Origin of the sequence: Actinomadura sp. KC216, assembly GCF_004348535.1 — a bacterium.
Classification (GTDB): domain Bacteria; phylum Actinomycetota; class Actinomycetes; order Streptosporangiales; family Streptosporangiaceae; genus Spirillospora.
Window position 1 is genome coordinate 1 of sequence record NZ_SMJX01000112.1, and the last position, 24,345, is coordinate 24,345.

Below are 24,345 nucleotides of genomic sequence, written 5' to 3' on the forward strand. Positions count from 1 at the left end.
CGTAGGTGTTGGTCGCGGTGACGGGGGAGCCGACCTTGTCGACGGTGGGGGCGGGAGCCGCGTGCTTGGGGGTGTACGTGGCGACCTTGACCTTGGACGGGTAGCCGAAGCCGACGACGTGGTCCATGTCGCGGGTCTTGCGCATGAGCTTGTAGCCGTCGGCGTTGCCCTCGATGGTGTGGAGGGTGCGGCCGTCGACCTTCTCGACGATGCCGACGTGGTCGATCTGGTCGAGGTCGCGGGAGCCGCTCCAGTCGTAGAAGACGATGGCGCCGGGCTCGGGCTCGCGGCCCCAGGCGTCGTTCTTCTTGAACCATTTGGCGTGGTCCGTGGTGGCGGCGAACTGCCCGGTCTGCTCGGTGACGTCGGCCTTGTGGGCGGCCCAGGCGAGGAACATGTCGCACCAGGGGGCGGTGGAGAAGTACTCGTCGTGGTCGCCGTCGACGTTCTTGCGGTACCACTCGCCGAACTTGGTGTAGCCGTCGCCCTTCTCGGTGTAGCCGAGCTCCTTTTCGGCGATGTCGAGCAGCTTCTTGCCGATGGGGTCCATGTCGCTCCCTGCCGACTATCGTTCGGGCAGGGTGGCGCCCGACCGGGGTCGGAACGTGCCGCGTTCCAAGGTCACGTTCAGGTCTCGACGGAATGTAGCGAAGGTAAAGCCCGGGCGGCAACCTGTTCCGGGGATCCGGTCAGAAGTAGCCCCGCGGAAGGACGGTGACCGGGCACGGGGCCGCGCGCAGGACCTTGAGGGCGACCTCGCCGAGGAAGACGCGGTGCGCGGCGGCGTCCTCGCTGGACGCGCAGATGAGGATCTCGCCGTCCTGCCAGTCGACGTCGTCCAAGGCGTCGGCGACGTCGGCACCCTCGGCGAGCTCGGCGGACACCTCCTCGGGCGGCAGGTCGGCGGAGTCGACGGCGAGGCGGATGGCGAGGGCCAGGTCGTCGCGCAGCCGTTCGGGCCCGACGTCGCCGACGGCCAGGGTGACCAGGCGGAGCGGGACTTCCAGGCGCTCGGCGGCCTGGGCGGCGCGGACGACCGCGTCGTCGCACTGGGGCCGCCGGACGTACATGACCGTGAGGCGGTCGAGCTCGTCCGGCGGGACGTGGCCGGACGGGGCGAGCATGACGGCCTCCGTGGCCGAGTGCAGCAGGTGGTCGGCGGCGGCGCCGACGCCGATGCGGCCGCGGGCGCCGCCCTCGGGGGAGCCTACGACGATCAGGTCGGCGCCGATCCGGCTGGCGAGCACGGTGAGGCCGCGGCCGACGCTGCGTCCCTCCTGGACGTGCAGGTCGGCGGGTTGGTCGTCCAGTAGGTCGGCCGCCTGGTCCAGCAGCGTGCGGGCCTCGCCTGCGGCCGCGGGCAGGCCCGGCGGGTGGACGGTCGCCACGCTCAGCCGCCCGCCGGTCAGCGCGACCATGGCGCACGCGAGGTCGAGGGCCTCCCTCCCGCCGGCGTCGTTGACGTATCCGGCGAGGACGTGGTCCCCGATCATGCGACCCGAGCTCCGCTCATACGAGCGAGCATTCCCCGCAGGGGGCCGGTCAGACCATGGGCAATTTGGGGTAGTTTTTCCTGGTTGTCAATCTTTGGGGGGATGTGACATGGGGCCCGAGGCGTCGGACCTCGAACCAGGCCGCTGGACCATCGACCCGGTCCACTCCGAGATCACCTTCACGATCCGGCACCTGATGACCACGGTGCGCGGCACGTTTCCCGACTTCGGCGGCGAGGTCGTGATCGGGGACGATCCGCTGGACTCCAGCGCTCACGCCGAGATCCGGATGGCCTCGATCGACACCCGAAGCCCGGAGCGCGACGAGCACATCCGCTCGTCCGACTTCCTGGAGGTCGACAAGCACCCGGTCATGACGTTCACCGCGACCGGGGTGGCGCCCGCCGCCATCGGCCGCCGGGCCCGCACGCCCCGCTACCACCTGGACGGCGACCTCACGATCAAGGACGTCACCCGCCCGGTCCGGCTGCTGACCGAGTTCCACGGCGTCGGCCCTGACCCGTGGGGCGGCACCCGCGCGGGCTTCACCGCGACCGGAACCCTCAGCCGGCGTGACTTCGGCATCGAGTTCAACATCCCCTTCCAGGGCGACAAGGTCATGCTCGGCGACGAGATCGCCCTCGCGCTGGAGATCCAGGCCGTCCAGGCCGCCTAGACGATCGTGCGGGCCGGCCAGTGGTCCAGGAGCGATCGGTCCCCGGTCACGTCCACGGCGGCGGGTCTGATGCGGCGGGCCAGCACCAGGAGCAGGACGCCCGTTCCGCCAGTCCGGACGGGTCGGGGCGCGCGTCTCCGAACCCGGCGGTGTGCTCGCGTAGGCCCTCGGCCAGGCGGACGGGGTCGGTGGCGTCCATGTCCCGGTCCCTTCGCCCTCCCGCGCGGCCGAGCGCGACACGCCGCGCTGCCGCCGCGAGCTGCTGCCCGCCGTCGCCATGGGGCGGGACCCGCGGCTCCGCCGGTGCTGGGCCCTGCACGGCGAGGTCACGGGCGAGCCCCCGGCCACCGGGACGGTCAACGCCTGGCTGGTCGACGCGCTCGAACGGGCGGTGGCGTGACGGGTAGGACGGATGATGGGCCGACGGCTCGGACGGGCGGCGGCGGTGGCCCGGAATACGGGCCTTGGCCGCGCGGTTCCGGTAGGTTAATTGAACGTTCTACTATTGGGAGGCCGGCAATGCAGTTCGGCATCTTCACCGTCGGCGACGTCACGCCCGACCCGACCACCGGGCGCGTCCCGTCCGAGGCCGAGCGGATCAAGGCCATGGTCGCGATCGCCGACAAGGCGGAAGAGGTGGGCCTGGACGTCTTCGCGACCGGCGAGCACCACAACCCGCCGTTCGTGCCGTCCTCCCCGACGACGATGCTCGGCTACGTCGCGGCCCGCACCGAGCGGCTGATCCTGTCCACCGCGACCACGCTGATCACCACCAACGACCCGGTGAAGATCGCCGAGGACTTCGCGATGCTCCAGCACCTCGCGGACGGCCGGGTGGACCTGATGATGGGGCGCGGCAACACCGCCCCGGTCTACCCGTGGTTCGGCAAGGACATCCGCGACGGCATCGACCTCGCCATCGAGAACTACCACCTGCTGCACCGCCTCTGGCGCGAGGACGTCGTCGACTGGGAGGGCAGGTTCCGCACCCCGCTCCAGTCGTTCACCTCGACCCCGCGCCCGCTGGACGGCGTCCCGCCGTTCGTCTGGCACGGCTCGATCCGCAGCCCGGAGATCGCCGAGCAGGCCGCCTACTACGGCGACGGCTTCTTCGCCAACCACATCTTCTGGCCGAAGGAGCACTTCCAGCGGCTGATCGGCCTCTACCGGCGGCGCTACGAGCACTACGGGCACGGGTCCGCCGACCAGGCGATCGTCGGGCTCGGCGGGCAGGTGTTCATGCGGAAGAACTCCCAGGACGCCGTCCGCGAGTTCCGGCCCTACTTCGACAACGCCCCGGTGTACGGGCACGGCCCCTCACTGGAGGAGTTCACCGCCGAGACGCCGCTGACGGTCGGCAGCCCGCAGCAGGTCATCGACAAGACCCTGACGTTCCGCGACAACTTCGGCGACTACCAGCGGCAGCTGTTCCTGATGGACCACGCGGGACTGCCGCTGAAGACCGTCCTGGAGCAGATCGACATGCTGGGGGAGGAGGTCGTCCCGGTGCTGCGCAGGGAGTTCGAGGCGCTGCGCCCGGCGCACGTCCCCGCCACCGCTCCGACCCACGCTTCGCGCATCACCGAGGAGGCCCGATGACCGCAGCGGAGCGAGGATCATCGGGCCGACCACCCCGGGGGCCTGGGGGTCGCCCCCCAGAAAGGAAGGGCCCGATGAGCGCGCTCGCCGTCGTTTCCGCCGGGATCGGGCAGCCGTCGTCCACCCGGCTCCTCGCCGACCGGCTCGCCGCGGCGACGTCCGCGGCTCTCGGCGGGGACGTCGCCGTCGAGACGATCGAGCTGCGCGACCACGCGCACGCGATGGTCGACGCGACCCTGACCGGCTTCCCGTCCGGGGCCTTCCGCGCCGCCGTCGAGACGGTGACGAACGCGGACGGCCTCATCGCCGTGACGCCCGTCTACAGCGCGTCCTATAGCGGCCTGTTCAAGACGTTCTTCGACGTCCTGGAGCGCGAGGCCCTGGACGGCAAGCCCGTCCTGCTCGGCGCGACCGGCGGCACCGAGCGGCACTCCCTGGCCATCGACTACGCGATGCGGCCGCTGTTCGCCTACCTGCGCGCCGCCGTCGCGCCGACCGCGGTGTACGCGGCGTCCGAGGACTGGGGCGGCGGCGCCGGCCGCCTCGGCGACCGCGTCACCCGCGCCGGGGGCGAGCTGGCCGCGCTGATGGAGGCCCGTCCCGCCGCCGCGAAGGCCGACCCGTACGAGGAGCCCGTCCCGTTCGAGGATCTGCTGACCCGCGGATAGTCCTTGTTAAGGCTTGGCTTATATAAGTGAAGGCTGTAGCTTGTGGGCGTGCACGCGTTCGATGTGCTGGGTGACCCGGTGCGGCGCCGCATCCTGGAGCTGCTCGCCGACGGCGAGCGGTCCTCCGGGGAGGTGTCGGAGGTCATCCGGGAGGAGTTCGGGATCTCGCAGCCCGCGGTGTCGCAGCATCTGAGAGTGCTGCGGGAGAGCGGGTTCGCGGTGGTGCGGGCGGAGGGGACGCGGCGGCTCTACGCCGTCGACTCCGGTCCGCTGCGGGAGATCGACGCCTGGCTCGACCGGTTCCGCCGGTACTGGACGCCGCATCTGGACGCCCTGGCGACGGAGATCGCGCGCGGCAGGCGCGCCCGCCGCCCGGATCAAAGCGACTCAGGGAGCGAGCCATGATCGATGTGACGGGCCAGATCAACGCCGTGCGGCGCCGAGTCGGCCAACGGGTCCTGGAGGCCGGGACCGCGCGGACGGTGACGATCGGCCGGACCTACGACACCGACGTCGAGGACCTCTGGGAGGCGGTGACGTCCGCCGACCGCATCTCCCGCTGGTTCCTGCCCGTCTCCGGCGAGCTGCGGGAGGGCGGGCGGTTCGAGCTGGAGGGCAACGCCAGCGGGACGATCGAGCGCTGCGACCCGCCCAAGAGCTACTCCGCGACGTGGGAGTACGGCGGCCAGGTCAGCTGGATCGAGGTGCGGCTGACGCCCGAGGACGGCGGCCGGTCCCGGCTGGAGCTGGAGCACATCGCGCACGTCGACGACCACTGGGAGCAGTTCGGGCCCGGCGCGGTCGGCATCGGCTGGGAGCAGGGGCTTCTCGGCCTCACGCTGCACCTGGAGTCCGGCGCGGACGTCCGCGAGGACATGGGCCCGGAGTGGGCCATGACGGACGAGGGCAAGGAGTTCACGCGGCAGAGCGGCGAGGGCTGGTACAGGGCCCACGTCGAGTCGGGGGACGACGAGGCGACCGCCCGGACCGCCGCCGACAATACGATCGCCGCCTATACCGGGACGATGGAATGATCTCCGTTCTGTGACGCTGCTCCGGGGCCTGGACGACATCGACTGGACCGCTCTCGAGCACGCGTACGGGCCGGCGGGCGACGTCCCCGGCCTGCTGCGCGGCATCGCCGAGGGCCCCGATCCCGGCGGCGACCTGGGCGATCTCGACGTCAAGATTTTCCATCAGGGCGGCTTCGTCTGCTCGGCCGCGACGGCCGCGCTGCCCTACCTGACCGCGATGGCCGGATCGCCGGCCATCGCGGTGCGGCCCGGCGTGCTGGAGCTCATCGGCAGCCTGGTCCGCGAGGCGGGCCGGGTGCGGGGCGTCGACGCCGGATGGCCGGACGCGTGGGCCGCCGCCCTCCCGCGCCTCCTCGCGCTGCTCGATGATCCAGACGCCGCGGTGCGGCGGGAGCTGGCGAGCACGCTGTCCGGCGCGACCGGGGACGCCGACGCGATCGTGCCCGCGCTGCGCGGACGGTGGCCGGACGAGGACGACGGCGCGGCACGGATCGGCATCGTCGTCGCGGTCGGCGCCCTGGCCAAGGGCTGCACCGCCGACGTCCTGCCGGAGGCCCTCGGCTGGCTCCGAGACCTGCGGGACGGCGGCGACGGCGGTGGCGACGGCGGCGGACAGGTCGCGTTGGCCGCCGAGATCGCGCTGGCGGAGGCGGTCGGCGCGCACCGTCCCGATCTCGGCGCGCTCGTGGCGGCCGTCCGCGGCGACGTCGCGGTGTGGCGGAACGTCCCGCGGGTCGGGGACACGCCCCCCGACCTGGCCGAGTTCCACGGCGGCGTCGCGGCGCGGCTGCTCGGCTGGATCTCGTTCCGGCTCGCGGCCACCGATCCCGGAGCGTCCGGAGCCGGGGGCGCCGACCCCATCGCTCCGGCAGGCGCCGCCGCGGCGCGCACCGGCCTCGCCGCCGCGTTCCTCGGCGCGCCGGACGCCGACCGGCGGCGAGGGGCCGTCCGGATCGCCGCCGACGTCCTGGTCCACTGGCGCTCGCCCGCGCGGCGGCTCCTGCCCGGCCTGGTCCGGGCGTCCGCCGACGAGGTGCCCGCGGTGCGCGCCTGCGCGACGCACCTCCTCGCGGCGCTCGACGATGACGGCACCGACCCGCCCGGAACCCGCGCGGACCTCCTCGCCGCCCGCCTGGACGACGGCGCGCGCCTGTCCCGCCATGGCGACGGCCGGATCGTCGACCTCGCCGTCTGGGGCCTCGCGCGGCGGCGGGACCCGCGCTGCCTCCCGCGCCTCCTCGACCGGCTCGAGGCCGGGCTCTCCGCCGCCGACGTGCAGTCCGGCTCCGCCGGACCGTTCAGCACGAGCCCCCCGCCGATCCGGCACGTGCTGACCTCACTCGACGGGCACGCCGACGTCCTGCTCCCGGCGATCCGCGCGCGGCTCGGCGAGCCCGCCCTCGCCCGCGGTCTCGCCGGAGTGCTGGAGGAATGGGGCCCGGCGGCGGCGCCCGCCGTCCCCGAGCTCGTCCCGCTCCTGCGGACGGACGCGGTCGTCGAGGCCGCGAGGGCGCTCGGCGCCATCGGACCGGCCGCCGCCGGCGCGGCGCCCGCCCTCGCCGCACCGTTCGACCCGGCCAACGACTGGGTCGCACGGAACGGGAGGGTCGTTCTGCCATGGGCGTTCTGGAAGGTGACCGGCGACCCGGAACCGCTGCTCGCCGCGCTGGAGGGCTGCTTCGACGACACCGGCGACGCTCCCGTCGCGCTGCCCCGGATCGCCGACCTCGGTCCGCTCGCGGCCGCCCACGCCGCACGGCTGCGGCCGCTCCTCGACGTCCGGGAGGACTGGATGAGGGTCATGGCCGCCCACGCCTACCAGCGGATCACGGGCGACACCGGAGCGGCCGCCGGAACGCTGCGGCGGGAACTGCACGAGCTGGCGCGCGGGCGTTACCTGCCGATGCGGTGGGCGGCCATGCGGTACCTCGCCGAGCTGGGGCCCGTCACGGGCGGCGCCGCGGCGGCGGCGCGGTCGCTGCTCGACTCCGACCGGCGCCACCACTGGGACGGCGGCTGGCGCGCCTTCACCGAGGACCGCGAGCTGCGCGCCCTCGCGTCCCGGCTGCTCACCGATCCGGAGGATCCCATCACGAATCGTGCCGAATAGCCCCACGGCGGGCATCCGGCACGGCATGATCACCCGATGGCTGACGAACGGGATGAGCCGCAGGACCGCGAACCCCCGTCCTGGCGGCTCCGACGATGGGCGGCGCCGGTGGCCCTGGCCGTGTCGGTCGCGGCCTCGATCGGCGCGGTGCAGCTGCTGGCCGGCGACAGCGCCTCCTCCGGCGGGTGGCCCGGCGGCCGGGAGCCGCGCTTCGTCCTCAGCGTGGGAAGCGTCCCGACGGTCTCCCAGCCGCAGGGCGGGCCGGAGCCGTGGATCAGGATCGAGGCGTTCCGGCGGGACGGACGGTACCGGCCGGTGGGCTCGGTCCCGCCGCCGTCGCCGTCCGCCGGCACGGCGCGGGAGATCGTCGGCGGTCCCGGCGGGACGTTCGTGGTCGCGTCCACCCGGGACGAGCCGTGCGAGACGCGGCTCTACCGCTTCACGCTCACCGGCGGCGGGCGCGCGACGGGGATCGCGCCGCTGACCCCGGACGCCGTCCCGGCCCGCGCCGGCGGGCTGGCGATGAGCCCGGACGGTGACAGGCTCGCCTACACGACGGCCCCCTGCGCGGACGGCGAGGGCTCGGCCGCGCCGCCGCGGGGCGCCTCCGTGACCGTCCTCGACATCGGCTCCGGGCGCCGCCGCACATGGAGCACGCCCGGCCCGGCGCTGGTCAGCCAGATCGTCTGGGCCGAGGACGACCGCACGCTCGGCTACGTCATCAGCGACATCCGGCCGGACGCGACGCCCGGGATCGACGTCGGGAGCGGCGGCCCCGGGAAGCCGTCCGGACACGACGTCGGTAACGCGACCGTGCACGCCCTCGACACCGAGGCGCGGGGCGCCGACCTGCGCGCGGGCCGTGTCCTGTTCCGGCAGCGGGACGCCGCCGCGGTCCTCACCAGCGCCGTGATGGGCCTGGACGGACGCAGCGGCTACGGCGTGCTGCGGAAGGACGCCCCGGAGAGCACGGTCTTCTTCGATTTCGAGGAAGGCGAGCCGATGCGCGTCACCCGTACGATCACCCCCAAGCGGACGGAGGCCGTCTCGCAGGGGATGGTGGTGCTCGTCTCGCACGATCCGCCCCGGTACGCCTGCCTGGCCGGCGTCGACCCGTTCGGCAGGGCGATCGGCGGGGACCTCTCGGAATCCGATGACATCCCGCTGTGCGGAACCGCGTACGCCTATTGACCGGAGGCGCCGGTCGACGGTGGCCGGGTCCGGCCGGGGCGGGTCTGGCAGGGAGGGACAAGAACGGCTTCGCATCCGGCACTGCCTGCAATGGCGGACGCCGGGCGCGTTCCCTACGCTGCGGCCAGAACCACCTGGTGAAGGGGCGGGGGAGTCAGCTTTTCGCAACCCTCTAGGAGCCTCCGTGACCATCAAGCGAGTCGTGTTGTCCGCCCTGCTCGTCGTCTGCGCAGGCGGCTCCACCGTCGCCGCCGCCACGCCGCCGTCGTCCGCCTCGCCCGACGCCGGGCCGGCCGGCGCCGCGCTGGCCATCACGAGCACCGCCTTCACCAATGGCGGGCGGATCCCGATCGTCCACGAGTGCACCAGCAGCGGTGACAACGACCCCCGCAAGAAGAACGAGTCCCCGCCGCTCGCGTGGACGGGCGGCCCGGCCGAGACGCAGAGCTACGCGATCATCATGCGGGACGTCGACAACCGGAACCTGCTGCACTGGATCATCTACGACATCCCGGCGACGGTGGCCGAGCTCCCGCAGAACGTCGAGCACGTCTACAAGCCGACGGTCCCCGCAGGGTCCAGGCAGATCTACTACCGCGGAAGCGCGAGCCTCTTCGGATACCAGGGCCCGTGCTCGCCCTCGTCGGTGAACACCTACACGTTCACGGTCTACGCCCTCAACCGGGCGACGCTGACGGAGCTCAACGAGAACTCCACGATCCAGACCGCCGCCAACAGCATCACCCGGGCGTCGCTGGGCTCGGCCGTGATCTCCGGCGAGTCGTAGGCCGTCCGGTAGGTCCCGAAGCGCTGGACGGGCGCCCGACGCACCGAGAGGGCGCCGGACGCGCCGAGAGGCGTCAGACGCGCCAGGAGCGGACGAGCTCGTCCAGCGCGGCCTGGTCGTAGCGGATGCCCTGCGACCTCAGTTCCTCCGCGACCAGCGCCCCGTCGCCGTGGTGCTTGGCCAGCAGCCGGTACACCGCGTACGGGAACCAGTGGTTGTCGCTGATCCGCTGGATGTCGGCCTCGCCGCAGACGTGGCCCTGGGCCCTGACCTCGGCGAGCGTCGCGGCGACGTCGCCGTGCCGGCGTTCGAGGACCTCGATGACGAGGGCCCGCAGGGTCTCCGGGTCGGCGACCGGCGCGGCGGCGGCAGGCGCGGCGGGCTCCTCCGCGGTGGCGCCGTAGGTGCTGCGGCCGTTGGCGCTCCCGCGCGCCGCGGCGCTGACGACGGCCAGCTCGGGCTCAGGGTCCGGGACGGGCGCGGCGGGCGCGGGCGCAGGAACAGGCGGCGCGGCGGGCGCAGGCGCGGGCGCCTGTGCGGCGGCCGGGCTCGGCGCGGCCCCCTGCGCGGGCTCCGCCGGTTCCGCGGGCTCCGTGCCCTCGGACGCCCCGCCCGGCGCCTGCCGGGTCGCGGTGGCGGTGGACGGCGCGCCCGACTCGATCGCCCGCCCGGAATGGCCGGGGACCTGGATCTGCGGGAACGGGCCGGTGTTGCGCAGCGGCATCAGCGTGATCTGGTTCAGCGTGACGGGCCCGGCGATGGCGCGCGTCTGCGGCTCGGGCTTGGCCTTCTCGTTCTCCGCCTCGACCTCGCGCGACACGTACCGGTGCAGCGTCCGCAGCAGGACGAACAGGCCGAGCATCGACACGATCGGCGGGACGGCGGCCGTCGCCTGGTAGGAGAACGACTGCTGGCCGACGTGGCCGACGTTGAAGATGAGGCTCGCCGTCCACCCCGCGATGGCGATGGTCAGCGGCAGGGAGAAGTCGAGCCAGCTCATCAGGTGCCGGCGGCGCAGCACGAAGGCGTCGATCGCCAGCAGGAAGAGGCCGAGCTCGCCGACGATGATGAAAAGGTCGACCAGCAGCGGGAACGACTCGGCCTTCCAGCCGCGCAGGCCGTGCTCCAGCGCCCAGTGGTAGAGGCCCGCGTAGGACTGGGCGAAGCCGCCCGCGGTGGCGGTCAGAACCGCGGCCGCCATGAAGGAGATGGCTCCCCACCGTGTGATGACCTGTGCCCGGTTGGCAGCGTTCATGCCGCGTGTGCTCCCAGTTTTGCCTACACAACGGAAAGTGATCGGTGGGAGACTATCCATTTCTTTGGCGCTTCGCGGCCGATTTGGATCACTTCCCGGTTCCATCCGGGCCGTTTTTCCTCCGGGCATGCGGAAGTCCCCGCCGGGGCGCGCCGGTGCCCGGGCGGGGACTGGATTCCGCGGGAGCGACGGAACCGTGCTTCGGTACGCGGTCAGACGGTCAGACGCGGACGACGAAGTCGAGCGTGCCGGTCAGGCCGTTCGGCCCTTGGCTCATGGTCATCAGGAGCCGGCGGTCGAAGATCGTGTCGGTGTTGTTCCGCGGCTCGTTCGGGAAGTACATCTGCGTCGTCAGGATCCGGGCGTTCGGCGCCTGGACCTTGACGTGGATGTGTTTGGTACGACCCGGGTAGAGGCCGGGCACGATCGTCGTCAGGCTGTAGCGGCCGTCGGCGCCCGAGAACAGGTGCCCACGGAGGACGTAACCGCGGTTGTCGTACACACCGGCGGCGTCGCACTGCCAGAAGTCGAGCAGCGCGCGGTTGACCGGCTTGCAGTCCTGCGAGTAGACGATTCCGGTCACGGTGAGCAAGGTGCCCTGCTTGCCCTGCCTGATGTCCGTGCGCTCAGGCGAGCCCGGGCGGAAGTACGGGCCCTCCGTCTGCGCGGGAGTGGGCTCGTCGTCGCCGTCGGTGCACTTGGGCGTCAGCGGCAGCCGCCGCGGCGCGGTGGTGCCCGCCTGCGCGGTCGCCGAGGTCACAGCCGTCACGGCCGTGGGGACGGCGAGCGCGCCGATGCCCGCGGCGACGATGAAGTTCTTCCGGCTGATGCCGGATTCCAGCTGTTCCTGCTCGTCCTCTGGCATGGGGGGTTTCCTCTCGAGGTCTATCCGGGCGTTTCGGGATCTTCCGATGCCCGGCTGGCGGGGCTCCCAGGAGTCGTCGCGACATGTATAGGCCGGTCACGAGGGGTTGGTCTTGGGTTTCCCTGCCCGACATTTGGCGCCGAGTGACAAAGCCCGCCGCGAGCCTCGTGCCGACTCGCTCATTGACCTTCCCGAAACCTCGTAGAAACCTGGCGGGTGGCGTCCGAGACCCCCCGCCCGCTCACCTCGGAGGAGCGTCATGTCAACGCTCGCTGACACCTCGGATCATGCTGCCCGCGATCAGGCCGAGTACTGGCGCCACCTGATCACGTCGGCCTTCGGTCCTTTCCATATTCACCCCCGCCTGGCCGGCGGGTTCTCCGCCCGGCTGACCGGCCGCACGCTCGGCCCGGTCGAGGCGGGCGACGTGTACGCGCCCGCGCACGCGGTGCGCCGCAGCGCCCGCCAGATCGCCCGCGACACCAGGGAGTGCTACAAGCTCGGCCTCGTCCTGCGCGGCTCCTGCGTGCTGCGCCAGAACGGCCGGCACGCCCGCGTCGGCGTCGGCGACGTCGTGTTCTACGACCTCACCCGCCCGGTCGAGATCTCGTTCGACGCGCACCACATCTTCACGGTGGTGATCCCGCACCGGGCCGTCCCGCTCCCGCCCGAGCGCCTGGCGGCCTTCGGCGGCACGCTGATGGCCGAGCGCACCCGCCAGGGGCGCCTGGTCTCCTCGCTCCTCGGCGCCCTCGCCGAGGACGGTGTGGAGGACGGCGCCGCGACCGACGAGCCCTACGCCCACCACCTCGGCGGCGCGATCGTCGAGCTCGTCACGGGCGCGGCCAGCGAATGGCTGGGCGCGCCGCCGTCGCCGTCCCCGGAGGGAGCCGAGATGCTGCGCGCGATCAAGGAGTGGATCGAGGGACGGCTGCACGATCCGGCGCTGTGCCCGGCGACGATCGCGGAGGCGCACCACATCTCCGTCCGGCAGCTGTACCGGGTGTTCCAGCCGGCGGGCACGACCGTCGCCCGCTACGTCCGCACCCGGCGACTGGAGCACTGCCGCCGCGAGCTCAGCGACCCGTTCCTCGGGACGCAGCGGATCGGGGCGATCGCGAACCGCTGGGGCCTGCCCGACGCGGCGGCGTTCAGCCGCGCCTTCCGCGCCGCCTACGGCGTGACCCCCACCGCGTACCGCGCGGCCACCACCGGCATCCTGCGGGACGCCTAGCGCCCCGCCGCACGCCGCTTCGCCCACGCCCCCGGGTCGGTCGCATCGTCCGCCCTGATCCGGGGGACGTGGCGGCACGCGCGGACACGGGCCCGCGCGGATATGGATCCGCGTGGGCACGGATCCGCGCGGTTACGGGTCGCCGCGAATTCTGTCACTTTCTGCCGACGGTTCCGTGCCGCGGCCGGAGGCGGACGCGGCGGCCGTCCGGCGCCGTGAACGCGCGCCCTCGTCGGGTTTACTGTTCTGGTAGGCCACAGGCAAGGGAGGCGGCTGGTGGCACCGTACGCGGCGTCCTCCCCGCGCGCGGGGTTCTGGGCCGCGCTCGATCCGGCGCAGCGGTCCGCGCTGCGCGCCGCGGGGCGGCCCCGGCAGTACCCGGTGAAGGCGCCCCTGGTGTACCAGGGGGACGAGTCCGACCACGTGATCATCATCGAGCGGGGCTGGGCGAAGGTGACCTCGGCGACCGAGGACGGCCATGACGTGGTGCTGGCCGTCCGCGGGCCGGGCGACCTGCTCGCCGAGAGCGCGGTGCTCGGCGGCCGGACCCGGTCGGCCACGGTGACCGCGCTGTCGCCCGTCCGCGCGCTGGTGGTCCCGGCCGCCCGCTTCACCGGCTTCCTGGACGTCCACCCGGACGTGTGGATGCTCGTCACCGGCACCTTCGTGCAGCGCCTGGACGACTCCGACCGGCGGCTCACCGCCCATATGAGCAGGGGCGGCGCGCAGCGGCTCGCCGCGCTGCTGACCGATCTGGCGGAGCTGTCGGCGCACCACGTCCCGCCCGCGGCGGACGGCTCGATCGAGATCGGGCCGCCGCTGTCCCAGGAGGAGCTCGGCAGCTGGATGGACGCCTCCCGGGAGACGGTCGCGCGCGCCCTCAACGGCCTGCGCCGCAGGGGCCTCATCCGGACCGGCTGGCGCAAGATCACCGTCATCGACCTGCCGGGCCTGCGCGAGTTCGCCAAGGAGCCCGACTGAGGCGCGCGCCGGAGAGCCCGGCCGGCCGGGCGCGTAACTTGTCAATGACAAGATAAGGTCGGGGTATGACCGACCAGCCGAGCTACCACCATGGCAACCTGCGCCGTGCCGTCCTGGACGCCGCCGTCGAGGCGATCGCCGAGCAGGGCACCGCCGGATGGAGCCTGCGCCAGATCGCCCGCCGCGCCGGCGTCTCGCACGCCGCGCCCGCGCACCACTTCGGCGACAAGGCGGGCCTGCTCACCGCCGTCGCCGCCGAGGGCTACGCCCGGTTCGCGGACGCGCTCGAAGCAGCCGGCGGCGACCTGCACGATCTGGGCCTCGCCTACGTCCGCTTCGCCGTCGGCCACCGGGCCTACTTCGAGGTGATGTTCACGCCCGCGCTCTACCGCGCCGACGACCCGGACGTCGCCGCGGCCCGCGACCGCGCCGGCCGGGTCCTCGCCGCGGGCGTCCGCGGCGTGACGGTGGGCCACGGCCCCGAGGACGAGCGGACGGCCGGGCTCGCCGCCTGGTCGATCGTGCACGGCTTCGCCCACCTCTGGCTGAGCGGCGCGCTGACCGATGTCGGCGACGACCCCGTGGCGGCCGCCAGTCCCGTCATCCGCCTCCTCTTCGAGCGCTGACCGGCCCGCCGCTCACCGCCCCGAGACGGATTCTGCGTCCTCCGCGCTCGTGAGTTCGCGTCCGTGGCCGTCGCCGTCCCCCTCCGGGTGCCGTTCCGGGACGGTCACCAGATCGGCCCGGAACCGGCGGTTGAGCGCCGCGCGGACCCGCTTCACGCCGCTGCGGGCGCGCGGGCTCTCCACGCCGTCCTTCGGCGGCGGCGCGTCCAGCGGGACGGCCGCGGCCGGGCGCGGGTCGGTGATCGCGGCGATGGCCTCGTCCGGCATCGGCCGCTCCACCTCGCTGAACTTCCCGTCCGGCGACATGCGGATGATGCCGGTCTCCAGCCCGTGCTCGGCGATGCCGAGGTCGCGGCGCTGCAGCCCGACGCAGATCCGGTAGGCGACGATGTAGCCGATGATCGGCCCGACGATGATCGCGACGCGGAAGAACCAGGTCGTCGCGAACAGCGAGATGTGGAACCGCTCGGCGAGGATGTCGTTGCCGCCCGCCAGCCAGAGCAACCCGAAGAACACCACGCCCGCGACGCCGATGCCCGTGCGCGCCGGGACGTCGCGCGGCCGGTCGAGCAGGTGGTGGATCTCGCGGTCGCCGGTCACCCACCGTTCCAGGAACGGGTAGAGGGCGAGTCCCGTGAACAGCGCCCCGGGCACCACCAGCGCCGGGACGATCACGCTCAGCGAGAGCGTGTGGCCCCACGCGTTGATCTCCCAGCCCGGCATGGTCCGCAGCGCGCCCTCCAGCCAGCCCATGTACCAGTCGGGCTGCGAGCCGGAGCTGATCGCGCCCGGGTCGTACGGGCCGAACAACCAGACCGGGTTGATCTGGACGAACGCCGCCAGCAGCGTCGTCACGCCGATCACCCACAGGAAGAACGCGGTGGTCTTGGCGATGAACACCGGGAAGAACGGGTACCCGCGGACGGTCGTGTTCGAGCTGCCCTTGCCGGGGAACTGCGTGTGCGTCTGCCGCCACGTCAGCACGATCGCGTGCAGCGGGATCAGCGCGGCCAGGATGCCCGGGATCAGCAGCACGTGGACGACGTACAGCCGCGGGATGATGTCGGTCCCCGGGAACTCGCCGCCGAACACGAACATCACCGCGTACGAGCCGACCAGCGGGATGCCCGCGAGCACGCCCTCCAGGATCCGCAGGCCGGTCCCCGACAGCAGGTCGTCCGGGAGCGAGTAGCCGAACAGCCCGTTCAGCATGACCAGCATGAACATCAGGATGCCGATCAGCCAGTTCAGCTCGCGGGGCTTGCGGAACGCGCCGCTGAAGAAGTTCCGCAGCATGTGGATGAGGATCGCCGCCATGAAGATCAGCGTCGACCAGTGGTGCATCTGCCGGACGAGCAACCCGCCCCGCACGTCGAAGCTGATCTCGAGCGTGGAGGCGTACGCCTCGCTCATCTTCACGCCCTGCAGCTTGGTGTAGGAGCCGCTGTAGATGACCTCGTGCATGCTCGGCTTGAAGAACAGCGTGAGGTACACCCCGGTCAGCAGGATGACCACGAACGAGTACATCGCGATCTCGCCGAGCAGGAAGCTCCACTGATCGGGGAACGCCTTGCGCATGGCCTTGCGGACGAAGCCGTTCGTGCCGAACCGCTCGTCGAGGGCCCGCGCCGTCCCGCCCACGAGCTTCGATGGTTCCCGCGCGCCGGGCCGGCCGCCGGCCGTCCGATATCCCGCCATCGTCAACGTCCTCTCGTCGCCGTCGAGCACATGCGCATGCGCATCCACACATGAGACTTGCCGGGGCGAGGGAATGTGACATCCCGCCCGGATCGCGCTCATGTGGGTCCCGTCACATTGCGGGCGGCCGGAATGGGGGTCAGCGGGCTGGTGCGGCCGGCAGGTTCCGGCGCCGGTAGCGGGGCCGCCAGCGGGCCCGGTAGGCGAGCCGGATCGGCGGCGGCAGCAGCCGCAGCACCGCCCGGCGGGTGGGGTCGGGCGCGCCGTCCAGCAGCCACGGCAGGAACACGCCGAGCCCGCGCAGGCCCAGCTCGCCGCGGAACTCGACGTCGAACGTGCCCCACTCGAACGCGGTCAGCGTGTGCGGGATCAGCGGGAGGACGGCCGACTCCTTGAAGTCCAGGAGCGTGTCCACCGCCGCGCGGAGGTCCCGCGCGTACCGGGCGAACATGGCGCGGTCGTGCTGCTCCAGGGCCGCGTCCACGCCGTCCATCATCGGGACGACGCGCAGCGCGCGCAGGTCCATCGCGTCCAGGACGAGTCCCAGCCGCCGCCCGCCGCCCCCGCCCGGCTCGGGGTCGGCTTCCGGCTCCTTGGCGTACATCACCGTCCAGAGGGTGCGCTTCTCCGCGACGTCCTGGACGTGCCAGTGGAACCTGAACAGGGCCCACGTGTTCTCGGCCGCCGTGCCGGCGAACGTCTCGTCGGATTCCGCCGCGGCCACCAGCCGGGCGGTGTCGCGGCGGAAGGCGTCGTAGGCGGCGTGCAGCATCGTCAGGTCGAAACGCCGTGGCTCGGTGCCCATGCCGCCTCCCAGTCTCCGCACCCCTGGATGCCGCCCGAGGGGCACCCGTACAGAAAGATGCGCCGAGCACCCCGGAATGTGACGCGATCCGGAGCTCGACTCCTGTGATCTGCCCCACGGTTCGTCCGGTATTCGGGTGCCCTGTACGTTGTCGGGGGTCAGTGCACGGGACGTGACGTCCCCGAGCCGGGAAGGGGCCGCTCATGGCAGTGGACGCGGCGGGCGCCGACATCGCGTCCCTCATCCTGCGGGTGTCGGTCGGCGGCACGCTCGTCGCCCACGGCTGGAACCACGCGTTCGGCGGCGGCAGGATCGCGGGCACGGCGCGCTGGTTCGAGTCGATGGGGCTGCGGCCGGGCCGGCTGCACGCGCTCATGGCCACCGGCACCGAGCTCGGCGCGGGCGTCCTGCTGCTGCTCGGGCTGCTCACCCCGCTCGCCGCCGCGGGCGCGGTCGGGACGATGGCGGTCGCGTTCATCACCGCGCACCTGCGCAACGGCTTCTTCATCTTCCGGCCCGGCCAGGGCTACGAGTACGTCGTGATGATCATCCTGGTGGCGTGCGCGGCCGGGGCGCTCGGCGGCGGCGCCGTGTCGCTCGACCGGGCGCTCGGGGTCGCGGACGACCTCGCCGGATGGACGGGCCTCGCGATCACCGCGCTCGCCGGCGGCGTGGGCGCCGCGCTGCTGCTGGCGGTCTTCTGGCGTCCGGCCGCGAAGGCGCAGGACGAGTCCCCGGCGTGATCAGGCGGGCGGGCGCGCGCCCAGGGCCCGCAGCGCGAACCTGGTGAGCTGCGCCGCCGCCTCGGCGGCCGGGGCCTCGGCCGTCCCGGCCATCTGGTCCTCGAACGCCTGGGCGAGCGCGGCGAGGACGAACCGCGCGTCGGGGCCGGGGTCGGCCCACGGGAACGAGCCGTCCGCCCGCCCGGCCGCGAGGATCTCGGCGATGATCGCCTCCTGCTCCGCCATGACGCGCCCGCGCTCCCCGGCGTAGCCCCGCGCGCGGGTCGCCTCGCCGGACGTGAGCGCCAGGACGCGCCGGCGGCGGCGCTCGTCCGCGGTGATGCCGAGCATCCCCGCGATGAGCGCGCCGAGCGCCTCGGCCGGGGACCCCGCGGACGCGGCGAGCTCCCGGAGCTCGGCCATCACCCGGCCGCCGTCGCGCCGGAACATCGCCATCAGCAGCGCGTCCTTGGACTCGAACTGCCGGTAGAACGCCCTGGTCGACAGGCCCGCCGCGGTCAGGATCTCGGTGATGGACACGGGGGCGCCCTGCGCGTCGGCGAGGCACCGGTACGCGGCCTCGATGATGCGCGTTCGCTCGGCGGCGGCCTGACCGGGCACGGGACGGCCCCTCTCCTGCGCCTGCGGTGGGGGGCCAGCCTATCCACCGGCGGCCCGGAGCCGCTCCCGTTGCGGAATCACCGTGTACTTGGGATCGCGCGCCGACTGCATCCCCGCGTGGAAGACGCCGAAGCGCGTGCAGGCCGAGCCCGCCAGGAGCGCCGTGCCGCAGAGCGCCGCCGCCGCGTGGCGGCGCCTGCCGGACAGGGCGTGCCCGCCGAGCAGGACGCTCCCGGCGGTGCCCGCGGCCGACAGGATCTCGCCCGCGCGCACGAACCGGCCGGCCTTCCCCTTCTTGTACGGCTCGGCGGCCAGCCCGGCTCGACGCTCCAGCACTTTCGCGGCGGCCAGTTCGAGGCCCGCGCCGAGCACGGCGGCGGTGCGCATCGGCCCGGTCTCGCGGGGCGGAGCCGCGACCAGGGCCATGCCGGACGCCGCCGCCACCGCCGACCCCGCGAACACGAACGGCAGCTCGCGGTGGCCCTCGTGCCAGGCGGGCACGGCCGTGTCGGCGGCGAGCACGGCGGTGTAGGTGCTGACGGCCGGGCCGAGCGCGGCGGCCGCGGCGGTGGCCGCCCCGCCGAGGCGCGGGAACAGACCGGTGACGTCCAGGACGGCCGCCGCGCCCGCCGCGGGACCGTAGACGGCCAGCAGCCACGAGCCCACGCTCATCGGCGACGTCGGCTTCATCACCCGCAGCATGTTGACGAACCGCTTCGGCCGCCCGAGGTCGTGGATCAGCGCGGCCGTGGACCCGCCGATGGCCGCAAGCGAGGAGATCTTCAGCGCCCGCGCCGCGACGGGACGCCCGGTGAGCTGCGCCCCGGCCGCCAGGACCGAACCGGCCCCGGCCAGACCGCCGAGGAAGAAGTACCCGGCGACGTCGTACGCCTTCCAGACCGGCGGGTTCAGGATCGGCTTGCCGTAGTAGGAGGTGAACTCGGCGTCCGGCACCATCGCCTTCTCGCCGCGATGCCTGCCGCGCCTGCGGCCGGGACGCCGCGGCCCCCTGCCGACCTCCGCGGTGCTCATCGCCCGCCTCCCGCGCGGCCGTGGACGGCGAAGACGGCGGCGAGCCCGCCGAGCATCGCGGCCGCCGCCATGCCCGCGTGCCTCCACATCGACGGCAGGTCGCGGGTCGTGACGACGGGGTCGGGTGGCAGGCCGTACACCTCGGGCTCGTCCAGCAGCAGGAAGAACGCGCCGTCGCCGCCGACCCCGTCGTCCGGGTCGTGGCCGTACAGGCGGGCGTCGTCCACGCCGAGACCGTGCAGCTGGTCGACGCGCATCGCGGCGCGCTCGCGCAGCTCGTCGAGCGGGCCGTACTGGATGGAGTCGGTCGGGCACGCCTTCGCGCACGCGGGCTCCATGCCTGCGCCGAGCCGGTCGTAGCACAGCGTGCACTTCCACGCCCGGCCGTCGCCCTTGCGCTGGTCGATGACCCCGTACGGGCACGCGGGAATGCAGTACCCGCACCCGTTGCAGATGTCCTCCTGGACGACGACCGTGCCGAACTCGGTGCGGAACAGCGAACCGGTGGGGCAGACGTCCAGGCAGGCGGCGTGCGTGCAGTGCTTGCAGACGTCGGACGCCATCAGCCACCGCAGGTCGGTGGGGCCACCGTCGCCGTGCTCGACGCCGGTCTCGGCGTGGCCCATCGGCTTGTTCTGCTCGATGAACGCGACGTGCCGCCAGGTGTCGGCGCCGAGGCCCTGCGTGTTGTCGTAGGACATGCCGGTGAACTCCAGGCCGTCCTCGGGCACGGCGTTCCATTCCTTGCACGCCACCTCGCACGCCTTGCACCCGATGCACACGGAGGTGTCCGTGAAGAACCCCATCCGTGGCGGCGGGTCCGGATGGCCCGCGTCGGCGGCGACGTCGGGCTCGGCCCCGGCGAGAAGGTTCCGTCCCACCAAGCTGCCCATACCCGGCCTCCCATCCGCGCGGCGACCTTCTCCGAGTTCCCTGCCGCGCGCCTCCTACACCCGGCCGCGCCAGCGGCCTCCGCGGCGTTGAACGAGCAGTGCCCGCCGCGTCCGGAGTCCTTCCACGCGCAGGTCGAACGGGCGGCCCGCGGATCCACACGATCGGAAGGCCACTTCGCCGCTCACCGGGATCGCCGCCGGCCTCCATCGAAGCGAATCACGTCAACGCGCCGCCGCCTCATCCACGGCCCCCAGGCGCCGCAGGGTCTCGCGTTGAGCGGGGCTCAGGCCTAGAGCGCCGGTCAGGTTCATGCGTTCGTACGGGCGGTCGGGAACGAGCGTGCCCGAGGCCAGCCCGGTGGCGGTGTCCCAGAGCCGCACGGTGCCGTCGGAGCTGGCCGACACCACGGTGCCGGTGTCCAGGAAGGCCACCGACGTGACCGCCGCCGGATGGCCGCGCAGCACGCGGACGCAGGCTCCGGTCGACAGGTCCCAGAGCTGGATCGTCCGGTCCTCGCCGCCGCTGGCGGCCAGGGAACCACCCGGGTCCACGGCCACGGTGGTCACCCGGTGCCCGCCGCCCGCGAGGCGATGGCGGTGCCGCGGCGCTCGGAGATCCCAGACGATCACCTGGCCGTCGACTCCTCCGGTGATGGCGAGGCCGCTGTCGGCGGAGACCGCCAGGCTCGTCACCGCGCCGACGTGCCCGGCCAGAGTCGCCACGTGCTCACCGGTCTGCGCGTCCCAGAGCCTCACCTGGTCCAGGTGGTCGTGGCCGCCGGTGACCAGCAGCCGCCCGTCGGGGGTGAACGCCAGCGCGCCGGCGGCGGAGTCGTAGGCGTCGATGCTCGTCAGCGAGCGTCCGGTGGCGGTGTCCCAGATCAGGATCCGCTGGTGTGTACCGCCGCTGGCCAGCCGCGCTCCGTCCGGGCTGAAGGCCACATCGGCCACCCACCCGGTGTGGCCGTGCAGTACATGGAGGCATTGGCCCGTCGTGACGTCCCAGATCCGGACCGTCCTGTCGTCACCGGTGCTGGCCAGCAGGCGCCCGTCCGGGCTGAACGCCAAGGCCTGCACCCAGTGCTGGTGGCCGCGAAGCGAACGGGCCCGGTAGGGCGGCCGGGCGGTCCACAGCCGGATGTCGGTGTCGTATCCGGCGGTCGCGATCAGCGAGGCGTCCGGCGCGCAGGCCACCGCCCGTACCGGCTGCTCATGACCGCGGATGGCCAGCAGGCACTCGGCGCGGTCGACGTCCCAGATCCGCACCGTCTGGTCGAGTCCGCTGCTGACCAGCCGCCGCTCGCCCGCGGCCCAGGCCACACCGGACACGCCGCGGTCGTGGCCGCTCAGCGTCGCCGCCCGCCGCCCGGTCACCGGATCCCAGATGCGGATCAGGCGGTCCTCGCCGCCCGTGGCCAGCAGCCCCGTCACCGGGTCGAACGCGAGCGAGCGGGCGCGGTCGGAGTGAGCTCGCAGCGTGCGCGGCGAACGTCCGTCTTCGAGGGCCCAGAGCTGGACGAGCCCGTCGTGGCCCGACGCGGCCAGCCACCGGTCGTCCGGTGAGATCGCGACGCTCCGGAATCCGTCCGCGGGATTGGCGCCCGATACGGCGCTCAACGTCATGAGGCACTCCCCGTCCTCCAGACGCCAGACCCGGACCGTGCCGTCCAGGCTGCACGTGGCGAGGCGGTGCCCGTTCGAGGAGAACGCCAATCCGTCCACCCAGTTGCCGTGGCCGCTCAAGACATGCACCTGGCGGCCGGTCAGTGCGTTCCAGACGCGAACGACGTTGTCATGCCCGGCGCTGGCGACGACCGGCTCGGTCGGATGGCAGGCGACCCCGGCCACCCCTTCCTCATGCCCGTGGCAGACCTGGACGCACCGGTTCGTTCTCAGGTCCCAGATCCGGATGGTCCGATCGGCACCCCCGGACACGAGGATGCCGTCCTGATGGCCGAACGCGACCGACCACACCGCGCCCGAGTGCTCGTTCCACATCGCGACGGGCCGCGCGTCGGCCAGGCTCCACACCCGCACGTCGCCGCTGACCGTCCCGGCCGCCACGAGCGTCCCGTCGCCGGAGACCGCGACGCACTCCACGACCCCGAACGTCTCGGTAAAGACCGTGCGCTCGAACCGGACCTCGGAGAAGTCGACATCGCGCAAGGTCACGCCGCGCAGATCCGCCTCCCGGACGGTCAGGCCGGAGAAGGCGAACCCGGCCGGCGCGAATCCGAGGTGCAGGGCGAGTTGCAGCACGTTGGCCGTGGTGTAGCCGACGGCCGCGGTGCCGCCCGCACGCACACCCTCCAGCACGTTCGCCAGGAGCCGCCGGATCTGCGGGCGGGCGAACGTCCCTTCCAACCGGCGGACCAGCGGCTCGACCAGCAGCCGCCCTTGGGCGTCCCTGATGTACTGCTTGGCCGTCGCCAGAGTCAGAGCGTGCGTCCCGAGCAGGTCGGGCGTCCCCGCGGTGAGCTCACGGAACAGTGCACTGAGCAGCCTGTCCAGCGCGAACTCCAGGATCACCGGGTGAGCGGTGAACGACCCGGGCCGCGGGCCGGTGGCCATCGAACGGCGGATCAGCGACTCCAGCGCCGCGATCAGCTCCCGGCGCGACGTCGGAGGCGCCACGTCGCGCTCAAGCTCCCCGATGGTGACCGGCTCGCGCCGGATGGCGAACCAGTACATCACCGCCTGCTCGATGCGCGCCATGCGGTCGAACTGCCCGGCCAGCAGTTCGTGGGTGTCGCCCACCACGTCCGTGCGCTCGCGCAGGAACGCGGTCACGTCCCCCTGGAAGACGCCCAGCACCGTGTCGCACACGAGCTTGAGCTCCAGCGGGTTGCCCGAGTACCGGGAGATGAGGCGGGACCAGGCCGGACCCGGTGAGGTCAGTCCCCGGTCGGCCATCAGCTCGCGTCCGGCGGCGTCGCTCAGCCCGTCCAGGCTCAGGACCCGGACCGGGCCGCTGCGCGACTCGTGCCGGACCAGCTCGGCGGGCTTCTCCCGGCTGGTCATCAGCAGGCAGCTGCGATGGGGGACGGTGGCCACGAGCTCCAGCAGCGCCCCGTAGCCGGCCAGGTCCGCGGCATAGCTGCCCGCCTGCCGTCCTCTCGCGAACAGCGACTCGGCGTTGTCCAGCACGATCAGGCACCGCCGCCGGCGCAGCAGCTCCTCGACGGTCCGCAGCTGCTCCCGCAGCGTGGCGGGCGGCTCACCGAGACCCACGTGCGCCACCAGCGCCCGGACGGTCTCCTCCAGTGGCTGCGCGTTGAGCAGCGACCGCCAGAAGACCACGTCGAACTCGTCCCGCAGACCGGCCACCACGTGTGCGGCCAAGGTCGTCTTGCCCATCCCGCCCCGGCCGAGGAGCGCGACCAGCCGGCACCGGTCCGCGATGAGCCAGCGGCGCAGCGTCCGCACCTCGTCGTCCCGGCCGAAGAACACCGGGACGCTCGCGGGCTCCCCGGCGTCACCCGGCCCGGCCCGTTCCGGCGGCGTGGGAAGCTCGCGTCGCGGAGCCGATGGTATCGGCATCTCCCGCTGCCGGCCCGACTGCGCCGTGCCCAACGTCTGTAAAAGCGTCAAGAGCGTGGCGAGCGCGGTCATCGCGGCTATCGGCGTCACCGCCGAGGCCCCCTGGACCATCCACGCGACGGCCGCTCCGATGATCACCAGGATTCCCGTCAGGCCCAGTAGCCATCGCAGTACCCAGCGCCGGAGCCGAATCCGCCTCAACCCCATAGAGCACCGCCCGAGGACCAGCCGTCGAGCGCCACCTTATGTGCCCGCTTGGGCACACACCGGTCGGCTGACCGCCATCGGACTAACGACGACCGGTGGACGGCATCGCTAGATGGCCGCCAAGGTCGGCGTCCAGCAGGGGGTCGGCGCCGGTGTTGCGGGGTCAGGTGGGGTGGCGGTGGCCGGTGTCGTGCGGGAGCGGGTGGGTCGCGGCGAGGTGGTCGTGGAGTTCGGCGTGGCGGAACTGGTAGTAGGGGCCGACCGTGCGGAGCAGGCCGAGCCGGTGGCAGTCGTCCAGGACTGTCTCT

24 protein-coding genes are annotated in these 24,345 nt (G+C 73.1%); 13 read left to right on the forward strand and 11 right to left on the reverse strand.

The features are described from left to right. Window positions 1–550: CHAP domain-containing protein (locus tag E1264_RS20480; RefSeq protein ID WP_132175878.1), on the reverse strand; the 550-nt coding region annotated here is incomplete at its 3' end. A gap of 139 nt (window positions 551–689) precedes the next feature. Beyond that, a complete protein-coding gene (locus E1264_RS20485) occupies window positions 690–1,493 on the reverse strand; it encodes a universal stress protein (RefSeq protein WP_132175880.1) in 804 nt (267 codons plus the stop codon). 109 nt (window positions 1,494–1,602) lie between these two features. On the opposite strand from E1264_RS20485, the gene E1264_RS20490 reads away from it, so the two are divergent. Further along, the gene (locus E1264_RS20490) at window positions 1,603–2,169 is read left to right on the forward strand and encodes a YceI family protein (RefSeq protein ID WP_132175882.1); all 567 of its coding nucleotides are present in this window, start codon (window positions 1,603–1,605) and stop codon (window positions 2,167–2,169) included. Window positions 2,170–2,215: 46 nt separating this feature from the next. Here the strand turns inward: E1264_RS20490 and E1264_RS43525 are convergent, their stop codons facing one another. Next, window positions 2,216–2,368, reverse strand: coding sequence for a hypothetical protein (locus tag E1264_RS43525; protein WP_165964271.1), 153 nt, complete (start codon window positions 2,366–2,368; stop codon window positions 2,216–2,218). A gap of 78 nt (window positions 2,369–2,446) precedes the next feature. Between E1264_RS43525 and E1264_RS45990 the strand changes: the two genes are divergently transcribed. The 8 genes from E1264_RS45990 to E1264_RS20525 all read left to right on the forward strand — a co-directional run bounded on the left by E1264_RS45990 (window position 2,447) and on the right by E1264_RS20525 (window position 9,558). Beyond that, complete coding sequence (locus E1264_RS45990) at window positions 2,447–2,569, forward strand: hypothetical protein (RefSeq protein ID WP_279491049.1); 123 nt, start codon at window positions 2,447–2,449, stop codon at window positions 2,567–2,569. Between the two features lie 119 nt (window positions 2,570–2,688). Next, window positions 2,689–3,768: an LLM class flavin-dependent oxidoreductase gene (locus tag E1264_RS20495; protein ID WP_132175884.1), complete on the forward strand. Its 1,080-nt coding sequence runs from the start codon at window positions 2,689–2,691 to the stop codon at window positions 3,766–3,768. A 74-nt stretch (window positions 3,769–3,842) separates the two neighbouring features. Continuing rightward, window positions 3,843–4,436 (forward strand): FMN reductase, encoded by a 594-nt coding sequence (locus tag E1264_RS20500; RefSeq protein ID WP_132175886.1) that lies wholly within the window; start codon window positions 3,843–3,845, stop codon window positions 4,434–4,436. Between the two features lie 48 nt (window positions 4,437–4,484). After that, window positions 4,485–4,841, forward strand: a complete 357-nt coding sequence (locus E1264_RS20505; RefSeq protein ID WP_132175888.1) for a metalloregulator ArsR/SmtB family transcription factor — start codon at window positions 4,485–4,487, stop codon at window positions 4,839–4,841. Then, entirely contained in the window at window positions 4,838–5,470 is a 633-nt protein-coding gene (locus E1264_RS20510; protein WP_132175890.1) for an SRPBCC family protein, read from the forward strand. Before E1264_RS20505 ends, E1264_RS20510 begins: the two co-directional genes overlap by 4 nt. 10 nt (window positions 5,471–5,480) lie before the next feature. Then, on the forward strand, window positions 5,481–7,580 hold the full coding sequence (locus tag E1264_RS20515; protein WP_132175892.1) for a hypothetical protein: 2,100 nt from the start codon (window positions 5,481–5,483) through the stop codon (window positions 7,578–7,580). Between the two features lie 36 nt (window positions 7,581–7,616). Continuing rightward, window positions 7,617–8,771, forward strand: a complete 1,155-nt coding sequence (locus E1264_RS20520) for a hypothetical protein (RefSeq protein ID WP_132175894.1) — start codon at window positions 7,617–7,619, stop codon at window positions 8,769–8,771. A 184-nt stretch (window positions 8,772–8,955) separates the two neighbouring features. Then, the gene (locus tag E1264_RS20525) at window positions 8,956–9,558 is read left to right on the forward strand and encodes a YbhB/YbcL family Raf kinase inhibitor-like protein (protein WP_207936048.1); all 603 of its coding nucleotides are present in this window, start codon (window positions 8,956–8,958) and stop codon (window positions 9,556–9,558) included. Window positions 9,559–9,631: 73 nt separating this feature from the next. Here the strand turns inward: E1264_RS20525 and E1264_RS20530 are convergent, their stop codons facing one another. Both E1264_RS20530 and E1264_RS20535 read right to left on the reverse strand, forming a co-directional pair. After that, window positions 9,632–10,759 (reverse strand): DUF2637 domain-containing protein, encoded by a 1,128-nt coding sequence (locus tag E1264_RS20530; protein WP_165964272.1) that lies wholly within the window; start codon window positions 10,757–10,759, stop codon window positions 9,632–9,634. Window positions 10,760–11,033: 274 nt separating this feature from the next. Then, a complete protein-coding gene (locus E1264_RS20535; protein ID WP_132175900.1) occupies window positions 11,034–11,678 on the reverse strand; it encodes a dioxygenase in 645 nt (214 codons plus the stop codon). A gap of 259 nt (window positions 11,679–11,937) precedes the next feature. Between E1264_RS20535 and E1264_RS20540 the strand changes: the two genes are divergently transcribed. The 3 genes from E1264_RS20540 (at window position 11,938) to E1264_RS20550 (ending at window position 14,519) form a co-directional block, all read left to right on the forward strand. Continuing rightward, window positions 11,938–12,912: a helix-turn-helix domain-containing protein gene (locus E1264_RS20540; protein ID WP_132175902.1), complete on the forward strand. Its 975-nt coding sequence runs from the start codon at window positions 11,938–11,940 to the stop codon at window positions 12,910–12,912. Between the two features lie 276 nt (window positions 12,913–13,188). Further along, a complete protein-coding gene (locus E1264_RS20545) occupies window positions 13,189–13,893 on the forward strand; it encodes a Crp/Fnr family transcriptional regulator (RefSeq protein ID WP_243711053.1) in 705 nt (234 codons plus the stop codon). Window positions 13,894–13,958: 65 nt separating this feature from the next. Beyond that, window positions 13,959–14,519 (forward strand): TetR-like C-terminal domain-containing protein, encoded by a 561-nt coding sequence (locus E1264_RS20550; protein ID WP_132175906.1) that lies wholly within the window; start codon window positions 13,959–13,961, stop codon window positions 14,517–14,519. 12 nt (window positions 14,520–14,531) lie between these two features. Here the strand turns inward: E1264_RS20550 and E1264_RS20555 are convergent, their stop codons facing one another. Further along, on the reverse strand, window positions 14,532–16,217 hold the full coding sequence (locus E1264_RS20555; RefSeq protein ID WP_132175908.1) for a ubiquinol-cytochrome c reductase cytochrome b subunit: 1,686 nt from the start codon (window positions 16,215–16,217) through the stop codon (window positions 14,532–14,534). A gap of 139 nt (window positions 16,218–16,356) precedes the next feature. Further along, window positions 16,357–17,022 (reverse strand): hypothetical protein, encoded by a 666-nt coding sequence (locus tag E1264_RS20560; protein ID WP_132175910.1) that lies wholly within the window; start codon window positions 17,020–17,022, stop codon window positions 16,357–16,359. A gap of 203 nt (window positions 17,023–17,225) precedes the next feature. Between E1264_RS20560 and E1264_RS20565 the strand changes: the two genes are divergently transcribed. After that, window positions 17,226–17,765, forward strand: coding sequence for a DoxX family protein (locus E1264_RS20565; RefSeq protein WP_132175912.1), 540 nt, complete (start codon window positions 17,226–17,228; stop codon window positions 17,763–17,765). Here E1264_RS20565 and E1264_RS20570 read toward each other — a convergent pair whose 3' ends face one another. From E1264_RS20570 to E1264_RS20585, 4 genes are all read right to left on the reverse strand, one after another. Next, a complete protein-coding gene (locus E1264_RS20570) occupies window positions 17,766–18,365 on the reverse strand; it encodes a TetR/AcrR family transcriptional regulator (RefSeq protein WP_132175914.1) in 600 nt (199 codons plus the stop codon). Window positions 18,366–18,404: 39 nt separating this feature from the next. Continuing rightward, window positions 18,405–19,397 (reverse strand): NrfD/PsrC family molybdoenzyme membrane anchor subunit, encoded by a 993-nt coding sequence (gene nrfD, locus E1264_RS20575; RefSeq protein ID WP_132175915.1) that lies wholly within the window; start codon window positions 19,395–19,397, stop codon window positions 18,405–18,407. Further along, a complete protein-coding gene (locus E1264_RS20580) occupies window positions 19,394–20,203 on the reverse strand; it encodes a 4Fe-4S dicluster domain-containing protein (protein WP_243711054.1) in 810 nt (269 codons plus the stop codon). Before E1264_RS20580 ends, nrfD begins: the two co-directional genes overlap by 4 nt. Window positions 20,204–20,512: 309 nt before the next feature. Beyond that, window positions 20,513–23,968: an NACHT domain-containing protein gene (locus E1264_RS20585; RefSeq protein WP_165964273.1), complete on the reverse strand. Its 3,456-nt coding sequence runs from the start codon at window positions 23,966–23,968 to the stop codon at window positions 20,513–20,515. Window positions 23,969–24,345 lie beyond the last annotated feature (377 nt).